The sequence below is a fragment of the Proteiniclasticum sediminis genome (genome assembly GCF_018128025.1).
Lineage (GTDB): Bacteria > Bacillota > Clostridia > Clostridiales > Clostridiaceae > Proteiniclasticum > Proteiniclasticum sediminis.
The window spans coordinates 45,241-60,271 of sequence record NZ_JAGSCS010000004.1 but is presented as its reverse complement, the minus strand read 5'-3'; the positions used below and the strand labels follow the sequence as shown (position 1 = coordinate 60,271).

Below are 15,031 nucleotides of genomic sequence, written 5' to 3'. Positions count from 1 at the left end.
ATGGATAAGAAAAAACTCATCTCCAAACTGATTCTTCTGGCTGTGGCCGTGGCGGTCCTATTCGTCCTCAATGCGGTGCTGGATCCTTATCCCCTCCGGATTGTGAACCTGGCCGCCATCTACATCATTCTGGCCCTCTCCATGAATCTCATCAACGGCTTCACGGGACTCTTTTCCCTGGGCCATGCAGGCTTCATGGCCGTGGGCGCCTATACCACCGCCATCCTCACCATGACCCCGGCTAATAAGGAAATGAACTTCTACATGAAGCCCATGATTCCCTTTTTCGCCAACCTTCAGTGGGGCTTCCTGCCAGCCATCCTCATGGCGGGGTTCGTCACCGCATTCTTTGCCTTCCTCATCGGGGCGCCGGTCTTGAAGCTGACGGATGACTATCTGGCCATTGCGACTTTAGGCTTTTCGGAGATTATCCGCATCGTCCTCATCAACACCCAGTCCCTGTCCAACGGGGCCCTGGGCCTAAAGGGGATCCCTAACCACGCCACCACGGCCTGGACCTGGGGCCTGGCCATTCTCACGGTGATCCTCATCACTCTTCTCATGAACTCCAGCTATGGCAAGGCCCTTCGGGCCATCAAGGAAGATGAGATCGCGGCCAAGGCCATGGGCATTAACCTCTTTTCCCATAAGCTCATGAGCTTCATCGTCGGCGCCTTCTTCGCCGGCATCGGCGGCGGCCTCTTAGGCTCCCAGCTGGGAACCATCGACCCCACGCTCTTCAAGTTCACCTTCACCTTCAACATCCTTCTCATTGTGGTTCTTGGGGGCATGGGCAGCATTACGGGCAGCGTGGTGTCCGCCATCATTGTCACCCTGTCCATGGAGGCCCTGCGCTTCCTGGATGAGTCCATCAATCTGGGCTTTGTGGTGATCCCCGGTATCCCCGGCATGCGTATGGTGGTGTTCTCCCTCATTCTCATGCTGGTCGTAATCTTTAAAAAGGACAGCGGCATTAAGAAGTCCATTGCCCTGCTGGTGAAGAAATATGCTAAGTCTAAATAACGTCACCATGAAATTCGGCGGCGTCGTCGCCGTGAATCAGTTCAGCGCCACCATCGAAGAGGGCACCATCGTGGGGCTCATCGGACCCAACGGCGCGGGAAAGACCACCATCTTCAACATGATCACCGGGGTCTACAAGCCCACGGAAGGGTCCATCCGCTATGTGGAGGGAAAGAAGGATCTGGAGGTGTCTCATCTTCGGCCGGACCAGATTGCCAAGGCCGGGGTTTGCCGAACCTTCCAGAATATCCGGCTCTTCAAGGACATGACGGTGCTGGAGAATGTGTTCATCGGCAACCATCTGCGGCTGAAGTCGAATATTTTTGAAGCTTCGTTGCGGTTTCCCCGCTACGTTCGCCAGGAAAAGGCCTTCTATGAGAAGGCGCTCTATCTTCTTCAGAAGGTGGGGCTGGAAGCGGAAAAGGATGAACTGGCCCATTCTCTGCCCTACGGCAAGCAGCGCCGGCTGGAAATCGCCCGGGCCCTGGCCACGGATCCCCAGGTGCTTCTTCTGGACGAACCCGCAGCCGGGATGAATCCCCAGGAAACCCAGGATCTCATGCGGTTCATCGCCGAGATCCAGAAGGAGTTCAACCTGACGGTTTTCCTCATTGAACACCACATGGATGTGGTCATGGGCATCTGTGAAAAGATTCTGGTGCTGGACCACGGCATCCTCATCGCCGAAGGAAATCCTTCGGAAATCCAAAACAATCCCAAAGTCATCGAAGCGTATCTGGGGGTGGACTAATGCTGAAAATAGAGAATCTCCATGTGAGCTACGGGGGCATCAGTGCTCTTCGCGGCGTCAACATGACCATTGAGGACAATAAGATCGTCACCCTCATCGGCGCCAACGGTGCCGGAAAATCCTCCACCCTTCGGGCCATCATGAACCTGGTGAAGAAGGAAGGCACCATCACCCAGGACGGGGAAGACATCTCTGCCATGAAGACCATGGACATCGTGAAGCGGGGCATCGCCCTGGTGCCGGAAGGCCGTAAGGTCTTCGCCAATCTCACTGTGGAGGAGAACCTCATTCTGGGGGCCTATACCCGCACGGACAAGGCCGCCATTTTGAAGGAGATGAATAACATCTACGAACTCTTTCCCCGGCTGAAGGAACGGCTCTGGCAAAAGGCCGGAACCCTTTCCGGCGGCGAGCAGCAGATGCTGGCCGTGGGCCGGGCCATGATGCTGAAGCCCAAGGTTCTCATGATGGATGAACCCTCCTTAGGTCTGGCGCCACTTCTGGTGAAGGACATTTTCGCCATCATCAAGGAGATCCACCGCCAGGGAAACACCATCCTCCTGGTGGAGCAGAACGCCAAGAAAGCCCTGGAAATCGCCGATTACGCCTATGTGCTGGAAACGGGCAGCCTGGTGCTGGAAGGCACCGGTGCCGAGCTTCTGGTCCATGAACGGGTGAAAGCGGCATATCTGGGGGAAGCAAAATAGGAAAGTTCAAAGGAATCACCGCCGGAAAATGGCCCAAAGGTACGGGGTATTTTCCGGCGGTTTCCCTTTCTTTATACCCTTCCTTCCTTTGGCCAGGGAGGGCTTTGGAGTATACTGGAAAGGAAGATCCCCCAAAAATCACCGAAAGATTTCTCTTTTCGGAATACCCCGGGGGTGAAGAAGGAGAAGAACATGAAGAAAACTAAATGGGGCGTTCTCGGTTATGCGCGTATTGCACAGCTTTCGGGAATTCCCGCCATATTGGAAGCCGAGCATGGGGAGTTTTATGCCCTGGCTTCCCGAAACGCCGAAAAGGGAAAGGAAGCCCAGGAGAAGTTCGGCTGCACCGTGGTTTACGACACCTATGAGGCCCTCCTGGAGGACCCCCAGGTGGATGCGGTCTATGTACCCCTGCCCAATGCCCTCCACAAGGAGTGGGCGTTAAAGGCCATGGAGAAGGGAAAGCATGTGCTCTGCGAAAAGCCCCTGGCATTGAATGCCGAGGAAGTGGAGGCCATGGCTAAGGCGTCTGAAACGCATGGGGTGATCCTCATGGAGGCCTTCATGTACCGCTACACCACCCGCATGGCGAAAGTGGAGGAGATCCTGAAGAGCGGTGTTCTGGGCGACATCCGTCATGTGGATGCCACCTTCCGCTTCTTCCTTAACCGGCCCAATACTATCAAGATGAAGCCGGAATTGGGAGGAGGCTCCCTTTATGATGTGGGCTGCTATCCCGTGAACTTTGCGGGCTTTGTCTATGGCGAAGCCCCAAAGGATGTGGCGGTGTCTGCCCGATTCCAGGAGGGCGTCGATGTGGCGGCTTCCGTGCTCCTGACCTATGGCAATGGCCAGACGGCGACGCTCCATACGGGCTTTGATACCGTGGGCCGAAACCATGCCCTGATTCTGGGGACCAAGGGAAGCCTGGAAATCCCCGATGTGTTCCTGGATAATGCCGGTGCCTTAACCCTCATTACGGACCAGGGCACGCAGAGCCTTCTTGTGGAGGCCTGCGCTCGTTACACCCTGGAGGTGGAGGACTTCTCCCAAGCTGTCCTGGAAAAGCGGGCACCGAAGCTTTCCCTGGAGGAGTCCCGCCGAAACAGCGCCGTGCTGGATCGGATTTTGGCTGCAGCCCGAACCCAGGGGTAAGGGTTAGGGTACTTATTGAATTTTCAGTAAACTTTTGGCGAAATCAGGGGAATATGCTATAATTAAGCCAACCCCAAGGGCTCCGTTTTTAGGGCAAATGGCCGGGGAAAGCGAGAGTACGGGGGTAGAAATGGGGGTATGCGTATGTATAAAGTATTGGTCCTTTTGGCCAAAGGTTTTGAGGAAATTGAAGCCATTGCCGTCATCGATATTCTGCGGCGGGCAAATGTGAAAGTGCAGATCTGCTCCACGGACAAGGAATACGTCACGGGATCCCACGGGATCACGGTGAAGAGCGATGTGCGCATTGAGTTCATCGACATCTACAATGACACCTATGACCTGATCTATGTGCCGGGCGGGCAGCCCGGGGTGGACAACCTGGCCGCCGATGACCGGGTCCTGGAACTCTTGAAGAAGTACCACGAGGATGGAACGCTTCTGGCGGCCATCTGTGCCGGGCCCAAGGTTCTGGATACGGCAGGGCTTCTCACGGACAAGGAAGTCACCAGCTATCCCACCTACAAGGGAAAGCTGAACGTAAAAAACTATGTGGATGAAATCTTCGTCCGATCCGCCAATGTCCTCACGGGCCGCGGTCCGGGAACCGCCATGGATATGGGCTTCCATATTCTGGAGGCCATCGGTCTTCCGGAGGAGGCAGTAAGGCTTCGGCAGGAAATGCAGTATGATTTTCTTCTGGAGAAGGAAAAATAGGGAAGACACACAGAAGGGGGAAGCTTTGGCGCTTCCTCTTTTTCATGGGTGAGATTTTTGAAGGAGGGTCTTTTTTCCCCTGACCTTTTTTTCGGTCACCCCTTGGGGTAAAATAGGAGAATATGATTGGAAGACGACAGGCCGGGGAAGAACTACGCCGGTCTTGGAATAAGGAGTACACATGAAAAGCAAATGGCTCATTCGCAATATCCGCTATGACTATCCGGCCCTGTCCCGGGAGCTGAAACTGGAGGAGGAAATCTGCCGGTGCCTCATTAACCGGGGTCCCTCCACGTTAGAGGAGATTCAGGCTTATTTGGCGCCAGATCTGGACACTCTGCCGGATCCCGGCCTTCTGAAGGACCTGGACCTGGCCGTGGATATTCTGCGGGAGGCCATCGCGGAAGAGGTGTCCATCCGGCTCATGGGGGACTACGACATCGACGGAGCCATGAGCATCTATGTGGCCATGACGGCCTTAAAGCGCTGCGGAGCGGTGGTGGATTACGACATTCCCGACCGGATCCAGGATGGCTACGGCATCAATCGGGATCTGGTAAAGAAAGCCTATGATGAAGGCGTGGGTCTTCTCGTCACCTTTGATAACGGCATTGCGGCCCTGGATGCCGTGGAGTATGCCCAGTCTTTAGGGATGATGGTCATTGTGACGGACCACCATGATGTGCCTTTTGTGGTGGAAGAAGGACAGCGGGTGGAGGTGATCCCCCCGGCGGACGCCGTGGTGAATCCCAAGCAAAAAGACTGCCTCTATCCCTTCAAAGCCCTCTGCGGAGCCGGGGTGGCTTTTAAACTCATCACCGCCCTCTATGAGGAGATGGGCATCCCTAAGGAGGAGCTCTTGGAGCTCATTCCCTTTGTGGCCATTGCCACCGTGGGGGATATTGTGGACCTCCAGGGAGAGAACCGGACCTTGGTGAAGCATGGATTGTCTCTGGTGGGCAAAACGAAGAATGCGGGCCTTCGGGCTTTAGCCAAGGCCTGCCAGGTGGATCTGGAGAACCTTTCCGCCTACGCCATCGGGTTTGTCATCGGTCCCTGCTTCAATGCGGCAGGAAGGCTGTCCACGGCCAAGAAGACCGTGGAGCTGCTCTTCATGGAAGACGAGGAAGCGGAAGGTCTGGCCCAGGAGCTCTATGCCCTCAATCAGACCCGGCGGGCTATGACGGAGGAAGGAGTGCTCCTGGCGGAGCAGAGGATTGAGGAGGAAAGACAGGGGGAAGATTCTGTCATGGTTATCCGGTTGGATGACGTCCATGAATCTTTAGCGGGGATCATCGCCGGCCGGGTAAAGGAGCGGTACTACCGCCCCGCCATCGTTCTTACCCGCACGGAGAAGGGGCTGAAGGGCTCCGCCCGATCCATTGAGGAATACAACATGTTCGAGGGACTCCACCAGGCCAAGGAGCATCTCTTAAAGTTTGGGGGACATCCCATGGCGGCAGGGCTCACCCTGGCGGAGGAGAATCTCCCCGCGTTTAAGGCAGCACTCAATGCCCAGAGCCAGCTGACGGAAGAGGATCTCATCCCCAAGGTCACCATCGACGCGCGTCTCAATCCTGCGCGGATCACCGAGGGGTTTGTCCGGAATCTCGCAAAGCTGGAACCCTTTGGCAAGGGCAACCCCAAGCCGGTCTTTGCGGAGAAGAAGCTCCTCATCACCGGAGCCTTCACCATGGGCCGGGAAAAGGAGCATCTGAAGTTCTACTTCAATGCCGGAGGGAAAACCGTGGAAGGAGTCTACTTCTTCGGGACGAGGATTCTTCGGGACCTTTTGGCCGAGGAAGGAATCGAGGTGGAGGATCCCACGTTGGCGGTGAAGAACACGTTCTGTGATCTTCTCTTTTATCCGGATCTCAACACCTACAATGGGGAAACCCGGGTGCAGCTCAAAATCTCGGATTTTCGGCTCAGTGCAGAATAGTGTCGAAAACTATTCTCCTCACAGTGTTATAAATTAAGTTGCAAGGTGATATAACTTGTGCTATTCTATTAGGGTGGAAGGTTTTATTATGTCAACTTAATTCTGTAAATAACGGAGTTTAAACAACCTTCTAGAATTGGGAATCTCAGGTTTACCGGCAAATCCTCTATCAATGCGTGATAAACAGGAAGCCACCGGTGAGTCTGGGGTTCCTTTTCCGTACAAAAAAGTCCTTCCTGGGCACCCCATTTCAGGGGAGTCAAAGGAAGGACTTCGTTTTGCCTTTAATCGTTGAAGAGGACTTCTTCGCTGTAGGGGTAGGTCTTGGTAAGTTCCCCCAGGACGAAGTAGCGCTTTCCGGTTTTACTGGAGTAGTAGCAGGTCATGAGGGAGATGACGGGTTTGCCATAAAGGGCAGCCACTTTGTCATCGATGATGTAGAGGGCATCGTCGGGGACGACTTTTACCTCGTAGACGATGTACTCGTAGATGGTCTTCTTGTTGGTGATCCGGATGGGATCGCCCACTTGAACATCCATGAGGGAACCGAAGAGGATGTCTTTGTTCTTGGAGTAGTGTCCGGCTAAGGGGTAGTTTCCTTCGCCCATCTTCTGGTTGGCCCGCATGGTGGCGGCACCGGCCAGGAGGTTGGTGTTGTTGATGCCTTTAAAGATGCTGATGTTCATGCCCACGGAGGGGATGACCAGCTGGCCCACAAGAAGCTTGGGATTGGCCTTGATATTTCCCAGGAGGGTTCCTGTGACGGTGATGTCTTCCACCACGGAGTAATCGAACTGAGCTTCTTCATTGGCCTCATTTTCTTCGATGACTTCCGGGGTGATGGCTTCCACGATTTTAACCGTCTCCTGGACGGTCTGTTCTACTTTATTATCTTTGAGGGTGGGGATCATCATGATGAAGGCTCCCACCAGGATGAGGATCACGGCAAGCAGTTTTTTCATGGCTGTCCCTCCTGATTTGTTGTTATTTTCAATATAGCATGTTCCCATGCCCCTGACAATGAACGGAAAAAGAACAAAAGAAGCACCTTCCGGATCACGCAGCCTTATTCTCAAAATCATGCACCAAAGGGATACCGTTCTTCGGAAAGAGGGGATGGTGGTTCATGAAGAAAAGGGTAAAGTTCAGGAGTATTCGACTTTCATCGGGGCATGAAGGACAACCAAACTACTCCTGTAGTTTTTTGGAGATTGCTTCTTTAGGGACGACATTCGCGGGAATTAGTTTGTTCATATGTATCCCGAGAACTGAAATTATTGCCATGACCCTTTCAATGCTTATGTCCAAGGATAAAGTCACAAATAAATATCAGAATGTTCAAAAATCTGATCGTTGTTGTCATAGGTTGTATGAAATAATGCAGTATAGTAATTTTGGGATAATCATTAATTTTGCCGTGCAATACTGCTCCGAATACAGGATAGATGACGATGAAGTTTGATCATGCACCGGATCATGGAACGGTTTACCCGATGGCATTATTCTCAGCACCTTTCTTTATGGGGGGTAGGGATGTCAGAAAAATACTTGCCTAATGCAAGGGAAGAGGTCATTGACGCTGGTGAAGATTCATCGATGTGACTTTGGGTTTCGATGGAGATGTGCATGTTTTATGCTGAAAGTAGGTATCGTGAAAAGCAGATCGAAATGAAAGTCAGTTTATCCCAGTCACTGCGCTGAAATAAGGCGTGACTTATGGGAGGAAAGATCCGCCGAGTCTGTAATAAATGGACAGAATAGGGTATAGAGAGGCATTTCCTTTTGAATTTCTCGTCATGGACACCACATGGGAGATTCACCTCGGAAAATTCAGGGCATCTCCCGATCGTCAGATGGATGAAAACCATATCACGATCAGGAGATGAGGACAAAGGCTAAATCATAGGAAAGATCAGGAAACCCAATAGAACCTATATGAATGAAGAATCTGATGAAAAGGAGTGATGACCATGTTTAAAAGAATAGTTATTGCATCAGAAATGTCCCGTGGCGAATTTGATATTATTACTTGCCTGAAGAGCTTTAAAAAATTGGGCGTCGAAGAATGTTTGCTTTTGCAGTGTATAAATTCATATGAGATAAAACCAAAAGCATCCACGTTCTTCGCCGAGGTTATGGAAGAGAATTTGAGAAGACAAAAGGAACAGTTGGATGGAGAAGGTTATTCTGTGGAGACGAGGCTTGTTACAGGGGAGATGAAGGATGAAATCAACCGTATTGCCTAAGAGGAAGATTATGATCTTATTGTGGCTGCAGCAGCAGAGCATACGTTAATTGGAGGCCTGCTGTTTGGGGGAGTGGCAAACGAAGTTATTCATCATGCCAGTAAACCGGTTCTCCTTATACGACTATCTCGTCATCGGGAAAACTTGGATAAGTCGCCAAAGGACTGCGACCTTACCGAACATATCCTTTTTCCCACAGATTTTTCGAAAAATGCGGAAACTGCCTTTGGGACACTAAAAGAAATGGTCGCAACTGGGATTAAAAAAATAACACTGGTTCATATTCAAGACGAATCAAGAATAATGCCTTACCTAAAAGATAAACTTCATAATTTCAATCAGATGGATACGGAACGGCTGGGAAGCATGAAGAAATCGCTTATGGAAGTCGGAGATGCAGAGGTGGAGATCATCCTGCGACTCGGATCCCCAACGACTGAGCTGTTAAGAATTATTGAGGAGAAAAGTATCTCCTTAGTGGTTATGGGTAGCCAAGGTCGGGGCTATATTCGAGAACTCAATTTGGGCAGCGTTGCCCAGAACCTGTCGAGGCATTCAAAATCATCGATCTTGCTTATCCCTGCAGTTCGAGAGTGAGCGTAATTTTCTTAATGCTCTTGATGATCCACTTCTTGAATAAATGGTGTAAATAATTCCCTTCATGGATCAGCTTGCATCAGTTTTCTCCACAGTTGTGGAACTCCAGAGTCATATACAATTTTTCTTTTGCTGCTGGATGTTAAAGCATCTGACTTTGACGAGCTTTCCTTGAACATAGGGCCATTATTTTGCACTCCACCAAATGAGAACAGCACGATTCCCGATGATGATGAGCATATCATGATCGAGGAATCGTGCTGTTTAAATTTTCATGCTTTCGTGAATGTCATTGGGGAGATGTCGTCTTGTTCCATGGAATACATCCCATGCAATCCGTATCGGCTTCTTACTTGATGCTGATGTTGTTCTTCAGCACGAAGACGGATCCGACGATGCCCAGGACCACCCCTACAAATCCCTGGAGGAGATTGTAGCCTACGGCGCCTGCAGCATAGAGCGTACCGTAGAGAATGGAGTCGGCGATGAAGTATCCGGAGACCATGACGGCCTCGGCCAGAATAAAGGGCAGGAGCATGGAACGGAAGGATCTCGTTTTCTTCCGCAGGAGGAGAGACGGCACCAGGGCCACCAGTCCTTTAATGGTGAAGGTGAAGGGAATGTACTGGGGGAAACCGGCAAACATATCTGCTAAAGCTGAGCCGATGGCTGCCGGGAAAGCGGCGAAGGGTCCCAGCAGCGTGGAGCTGATGAGGATCACCCCATCGCCAAAATTCGCATAGCCGAGACCGCCGGGGATGGGAATCTGAATTAGATAGGTGCCTAGAAAGACCAGGGCGCCGATGAGGCCGCCATAGGCCAGTTTTCGGTAGTTGTTCATGGATGTTCCTCCTCTTGCGGTCAAGTTCTCATTTATTCACCACTATAGTATACCCGGATTTTACAAAAATTCAAAGATGAACCCCGGAGATGTTTTCTTTTCGGGATAAAAATACCCGGGAAGGGGGCAAACGCCCCGGCTTCCCGGGCTTCAGGGTCTGTTAGTTCGGCGTCTGCACAGGTTCCGTTTTCTCATCCAGGTAGATGTATTTGCCGATGGCATCGACGGCCTTGGCTCGGTCAAAGACATAGTACCAGGTGCCGTTGATGATCTGGCCTTTGGCATAGGCATCTTCCGGATAACGGTTCTGCTCGATGGTGCGGATGTTGTTAGTGACAACGCTGGTGGCCATCCCCAGGATATCGCTGGAGGACAGGTTGGTGGTCACCAAAGGAAGGATCTTGCTGAGAATTCCGGGATAGCTGGTCACGGGGCTCTTCAGCATCTTGTCGATGATGGCCTTCATGACGGTACGCTGACGCTCGGAACGGGCAAAGTCAGAGTCGATCTTTCGGATCCGGGCATAGGCCAGAGCCTGATCACCCTTGAGGTTAAAGGTTCCTGCCTGGGTGAGGCCGGGGATATGGGGAACTTCCGCTTTGGTCACGGTGATGGTGACACCACCCAGGATATCGATGATCTTGGGCAGGGTGGTGAAGTTAACCGTGGCGTAGTCCTTGATGTTCAGATGGAAGTTGGTGTTCAAGGTTTTCACCGCCAGCTGGGCTTTGCCGTAGGCATAGGCGTGGGTGATCTTGTCCATGCCCTTGCCTTCGATGTCCACATAGGAGTCACGCATGATGGACGTGAGCTTGATTTTATTGTTGTTCTTGTCGATGGTGACGATCATGATGGTGTCGCTGCGGCCGGCTTTGCCCAGCTCGGCATCCACGCCAAAGAGGGCGATGTTGGTGACGCCGGTGACGCCATGATAGTAGTAGGGGAGTTTATCCTTCGGATCCACTTCCGGCTCATAGGGCTCACCCTCGGTTTCCACCGGGGTTTCCGGATTCTCAATACCCAGATCATCGTTCTTTTGGGAGATGAGATCCTTATTCGTGGAATCCAGGAGGTTATGGATATAGGCATAGCCAAACCCCGCGGAGAACATGAGAAGGGTCATTACGACCAGGAGTCCGGTGCGGATGCGATTTCGGCGCTTTCTTCGTTTTCGGTTGTATTCAGCTTGACTTACATTTCTTTTCATGTGTTCCTCCACGGGGGTCTTCCGTTTTCTTCGTTTAAGTTTTCACTTTCCTATTATAGCGTAGATCGACTCCAATGGATGACAAAAAAGAGAAATTAAGAAATCTTAAAAAAATCGTAAGAAAATGAGGCGGATCAAGGGAAGACGCAGGGGAAAGGGTGAAATCGGTCTCAGGGCCGGAACCTCCGGGGCATAAGGAAAGAGGAAGCGCCGGGGAAGGTATCAATGAGAATTATTCTTTCTGAGAATCTTTCCCGGGATTCTAATAATGTTCAACATTTGCACATAATTGTAAATTTCACGGCCTCATCCTGTTCATCTATTCTTCATAAAATAGACAAGAGGTGAGAAAAGTGGAAGAGGAAATGACCATTATGAACATGGCCCCCCATCTGCTGAAAGCCCTGAAGCGCTTTCAGGCCAATGAGAGCATGGGTTATGAGGTATACCGGCGATTATCCGAAGATCCCCGGCTGTCTTTTGACAATGCCGAGACTCTTCGGAAGATTGCCGAGCACGAAAAGACCCATGTGGAAATCTTTGCCAAGTATCTAGGGCCTGAAGTGAGCAAGCCCAGCCGCATTGAGCGGATGCTCCTTCGCTCCCGAATCCTGGGGTTTACCTTTACCCTGAAGCGCATGGAGATGATCCAGGCCAGGGTCATGTCCAAGGCCATCCGTCAGGAGCTCATTCAGGTGATCCCGGAGCTGGACTTTATCTTCCAGGAAGAAGACATGATCGACATGGACCTTCTCTCCCTCTTGGATGAGGAGCGCCTGGTCTACGTCAGTTCCATCGTGCTGGGGCTTAATGATGCCCTGGTGGAGCTCTCCGGGGCCATTGCGGGCTTTACCTTCGCCATGCGCAATAACCGGCTCATTGCTTTGGCCGGCATCATTACCGGCATCTCTGCCAGTTTGTCCATGGCCGCGTCGGAGTTTCTCTCCACCCGGGCTGACGGCAACCACAGCAAGAAGACGCCGGGAAAGGCGGCCCTCATCACGGGCATCGCCTATGTCCTCACGGTGTCCCTCATGGTGCTTCCCTACATCCTCCTTCCGGAGGACCAGTACTTGATCTCCTTAGCCATTATGCTGGGGGTAGTCATCAGCGTCATCGCCGTCTTCAGCTTCTATGTGTCCGTGACCCGGGCTGAGAGCTTCAAGAAGCAGTTCGGGGTCATGGCGGCCATCTCCCTCAGTGTGGCCTTTGCCTCCTTTGTCATCGGTATCATGGTGAAGAATGCCCTGGGCATCGAGATCTAGGTTATCCTGGATGGACGCGAGACATGAGCGCGTCAAGGCTTCGCCTGGAGTTCCCCTGGATCAAGGCAAGGCATCCTTGGAGCCATGCTTTTGTAGAAGGGAATCCCGTTGATTTCTCTCTCTAAGCAAAATAAAAGGGAGCCTCCATATCCCCGTTGAATCCGGGATATCGAGGCTCCTTTACGATTTTCGTTGTCGTCAGCGGGGCATCTCTTCCAGGGGATGTTTCTTTTTCAGGATCTCATCGATCCTTCGAAGGGTTTCCCCAATGCTTTCATTGATCTCCACCACATTGTAGCCAAAGGCATAAGGGCTGGGATCCCGGTTGATGATGATGGCTGGCTTTTTGCGGATGCCATAGGCCTCCGGGATGGAGGCGGCAGGGTAGACCTTCAGGGAAGTCCCCAAAACCACGAGGAGGTCTGATTCCTCCGCCAGGCGAAAGGCTTCATAGATCTGGCTCACTTCCTCATCGTAGAGGACAATGTCGGGTTTGTAGACACCACCACAGTCGCAGCTGTAGCCCCTATCCAGCACTTCCCGAAGACTCTTTTGCTTTTTGCAGCCCGTACAGGTGGCCGTCGTCAGGGTGCCGTGGATCTCCAGGACATCGTGACTTCCCGCGGCCTGATGGAGGGAGTCGATATTCTGGGTGATGATGTGGTGGGGCTTTCGCCCTTGCCACTGGGCCAGGATTTTATGGCCGATGTTGGGCGTGATGCCCGTCACATCCAGATGTTCCCGAAGATACGAATAAAAGAGATCGGTGTTTCGACGGAAAAAACTGCGGGAGAGGATCTCTTCGGGAGCATACCCCTCATAGAGGCTACTGGACAGTCCGCTCTTGGAACGGAAATCCTTCAGCCCTGACTCGGTGGACATACCGGCCCCGGTGAGAACAGTAATCCGTTTTGCCCCGTGGAGAAGATCTGCGCTTTTTTCGTATCGGTCCATTTGTTTCACTTCCTTTCTCCCATTTTAGCACATGGAGGAAAACGGGGGAAAGATGGGGGAAAGGGCAAGACAAAAATAAAAGGGACTCTGGTTTTCTCCAGAATCCCCCCCATATTTTATACAAGTACAATTTTTTTGATGATGTCCGTTGTTGATCGGTTAAGAGTTTGAGGATAACTGCTCATCCTGGGCTTCCAGGTAGAGTCTCATCTTTCGCAGGGCCTTGTCTTTGAGATAACGGGCTTTTCGGTAATCGACCTTGTAGAGATCGGAGTATCGTTTCAACCCCCCATAGTGGTCTTGAATGAAGTATGAAACAACATTTTTCTCCTCGGTGCACAATTCCTGAAAGGCTTCCTTGATCAGCTGCCGGTCATGGTTTCGGATGATGGTTTCTTCCGTGTCATCCTCCGCCACGAGCTTCTCGCCGTATCGGATGCCGTCGCTGTCCTCACTTTCCAAGCTGAGATCCGAAGGCTGGGCGAGGATTCGCCGGGCTTCGTATTTCAGGGCATTGTGGACGCATTTCATGAGATAGGAGGGCGCCGACTCCAGGTTTTCTTTCCGGATTTTTGGGATCCCTTTAATGACCGCTTCATAGCAGATCTGTTTCAGATCCTCGAAGTCGTGGATCCTGAGGTGGACTCTCCGGCATTGCTGGATGATGAAGGGTTCGATGGATCGGATGACTTGTTCTGTGGCGTCCTGATTTCCATTCTTTGCGAGCAGAAAAATACTTTCTGTCATGGTTTCCTCCTGAAATTATACTTGTATTACTAAAATATGCTGAAGAAAGGAAAAGAGCATAGAGGGTAGTTATTATGATTATAGACTATAAATAAAATATTAATCCGTTATTTACGAAATTTATGATTATGTTATTTTTATACAAAATAATAAACACTTCCGTACTCTTCGAAAGTGTTTATTGTGAAGCTCTTATATTTGGGAATCCGCCTGGAGCCTAGGTTCCAGGAGAAAATCATAGACTTGGGGATTGGCGTAGGTGGCACTCCAGGAATCATGGTTAAGGTCGTCATACACGGTGAGTTTTACGCCTTGGGCGCCGAGTTTGAGGAGTCGGTCATGGATGGTGAGACTCTCCTCCACGGGAACCTGTTCATCCAAGCGCCCGTGGAAGATCCACAGGGGGATCTCCTTCAGGTTTTCCAGAAAGAACCGGGTGTACAGGGAGCCAATGCCTCCGCAGATGGGCACACCGGCGGAAAACATCTGCGGATAGCGGGTGAGCATTTCATAGGTGCCGAAGCCGCCCATGCTGAGGCCGGTGATGGCCCGCCGGGATGCATCCACGGCATAATTCTCGGTGATGTATTCCACGAGGGCGTGAAGCGCCTCATGCTCGTCATTCCAGAAGGAATCTTCCGGACAAAGGGGCATGAGGACGAGGAAGGGCAGCTCGAGACCTTCGTCCAGAAGCTTTGGAAGTCCGGTGGCGCTCAGGCGCTGAAGGTTTGTTCCCCGCTCTCCCATGCCGTGGAGGAAGAGGAGGAGGGGAAAGGTTTCACCCTGGGCTGCTTTTTCGGCATAACCTTTAGGTAGGCTCAGGCGAAACGGGAGCTTCACCCGCCGGGAAAGGACGGTATCAAAAATGGGCATGTGCAG

15 protein-coding genes and 1 pseudogene are annotated in these 15,031 nt (G+C 51.8%); 10 read left to right on the top strand and 6 right to left on the bottom strand.

Going from position 1 to position 15,031, the window contains the following annotated elements:
• From KCG48_RS04590 to recJ, 6 genes are all read left to right on the top strand, one after another.
• Entirely contained in the window at window positions 1-1,023 is a 1,023-nt protein-coding gene (locus KCG48_RS04590; RefSeq protein WP_211800139.1) for a branched-chain amino acid ABC transporter permease, read from the top strand.
• Complete coding sequence (locus KCG48_RS04585) at window positions 1,007-1,774, top strand: ABC transporter ATP-binding protein (RefSeq protein WP_211800138.1); 768 nt, start codon at window positions 1,007-1,009, stop codon at window positions 1,772-1,774. The genes KCG48_RS04590 and KCG48_RS04585 overlap by 17 nt, the downstream gene beginning before the upstream one ends.
• A complete protein-coding gene (locus KCG48_RS04580; protein WP_211800137.1) occupies window positions 1,774-2,481 on the top strand; it encodes an ABC transporter ATP-binding protein in 708 nt (235 codons plus the stop codon). The genes KCG48_RS04585 and KCG48_RS04580 overlap by 1 nt, the downstream gene beginning before the upstream one ends.
• Before the next feature lie 192 nt (window positions 2,482-2,673).
• Window positions 2,674-3,636: a Gfo/Idh/MocA family protein gene (locus KCG48_RS04575; RefSeq protein ID WP_211800136.1), complete on the top strand. Its 963-nt coding sequence runs from the start codon at window positions 2,674-2,676 to the stop codon at window positions 3,634-3,636.
• Between the two features lie 144 nt (window positions 3,637-3,780).
• Entirely contained in the window at window positions 3,781-4,353 is a 573-nt protein-coding gene (locus tag KCG48_RS04570) for a DJ-1 family glyoxalase III (protein ID WP_211800135.1), read from the top strand.
• Window positions 4,354-4,534: 181 nt separating this feature from the next.
• Window positions 4,535-6,295, top strand: a complete 1,761-nt coding sequence (gene recJ, locus KCG48_RS04565) for a single-stranded-DNA-specific exonuclease RecJ (protein WP_211800134.1) — start codon at window positions 4,535-4,537, stop codon at window positions 6,293-6,295.
• A 284-nt stretch (window positions 6,296-6,579) separates the two neighbouring features.
• On the opposite strand, the gene KCG48_RS04560 is transcribed toward recJ, so the two are convergent.
• Window positions 6,580-7,257 carry a class A sortase gene (locus tag KCG48_RS04560; protein WP_211800133.1) on the bottom strand — a complete coding sequence of 226 codons (678 nt, stop codon included), beginning with the start codon at window positions 7,255-7,257 and terminating at the stop codon, window positions 6,580-6,582.
• A gap of 1,008 nt (window positions 7,258-8,265) precedes the next feature.
• Here KCG48_RS04560 and KCG48_RS04555 point away from each other — a divergent pair.
• The 3 genes and pseudogenes from KCG48_RS04555 to KCG48_RS14865 all read left to right on the top strand — a co-directional run bounded on the left by KCG48_RS04555 (window position 8,266) and on the right by KCG48_RS14865 (window position 9,138).
• Window positions 8,266-8,541 (top strand): hypothetical protein, encoded by a 276-nt coding sequence (locus KCG48_RS04555; RefSeq protein ID WP_211800132.1) that lies wholly within the window; start codon window positions 8,266-8,268, stop codon window positions 8,539-8,541.
• 12 nt (window positions 8,542-8,553) lie between these two features.
• Window positions 8,554-8,652, top strand: a pseudogene (locus tag KCG48_RS14870) (universal stress protein); the annotation flags it as partial.
• 33 nt (window positions 8,653-8,685) lie between these two features.
• The gene (locus tag KCG48_RS14865; protein WP_408004698.1) at window positions 8,686-9,138 is read left to right on the top strand and encodes a universal stress protein; all 453 of its coding nucleotides are present in this window, start codon (window positions 8,686-8,688) and stop codon (window positions 9,136-9,138) included.
• A 349-nt stretch (window positions 9,139-9,487) separates the two neighbouring features.
• Here the strand turns inward: KCG48_RS14865 and KCG48_RS04545 are convergent, their stop codons facing one another.
• Together KCG48_RS04545 and KCG48_RS04540 are read right to left on the bottom strand one after the other, a co-directional pair.
• Window positions 9,488-9,979, bottom strand: a complete 492-nt coding sequence (locus KCG48_RS04545; protein ID WP_211800130.1) for an ECF transporter S component — start codon at window positions 9,977-9,979, stop codon at window positions 9,488-9,490.
• Between the two features lie 160 nt (window positions 9,980-10,139).
• Window positions 10,140-11,186, bottom strand: coding sequence for an LCP family protein (locus KCG48_RS04540; RefSeq protein WP_211800129.1), 1,047 nt, complete (start codon window positions 11,184-11,186; stop codon window positions 10,140-10,142).
• A 344-nt stretch (window positions 11,187-11,530) separates the two neighbouring features.
• Between KCG48_RS04540 and KCG48_RS14985 the strand changes: the two genes are divergently transcribed.
• Entirely contained in the window at window positions 11,531-12,451 is a 921-nt protein-coding gene (locus KCG48_RS14985) for a VIT1/CCC1 transporter family protein (protein ID WP_211800128.1), read from the top strand.
• Window positions 12,452-12,649: 198 nt separating this feature from the next.
• Here the strand turns inward: KCG48_RS14985 and KCG48_RS04530 are convergent, their stop codons facing one another.
• From KCG48_RS04530 to KCG48_RS04520, 3 genes are all read right to left on the bottom strand, one after another.
• Entirely contained in the window at window positions 12,650-13,405 is a 756-nt protein-coding gene (locus tag KCG48_RS04530; protein ID WP_211800127.1) for an SIR2 family NAD-dependent protein deacylase, read from the bottom strand.
• Window positions 13,406-13,564: 159 nt separating this feature from the next.
• A complete protein-coding gene (locus tag KCG48_RS04525; RefSeq protein WP_211800126.1) occupies window positions 13,565-14,152 on the bottom strand; it encodes a sigma-70 family RNA polymerase sigma factor in 588 nt (195 codons plus the stop codon).
• A gap of 192 nt (window positions 14,153-14,344) precedes the next feature.
• Window positions 14,345-15,025 (bottom strand): carboxylesterase family protein, encoded by a 681-nt coding sequence (locus tag KCG48_RS04520; protein ID WP_211800125.1) that lies wholly within the window; start codon window positions 15,023-15,025, stop codon window positions 14,345-14,347.
• Window positions 15,026-15,031: the final 6 nt, after the last annotated feature.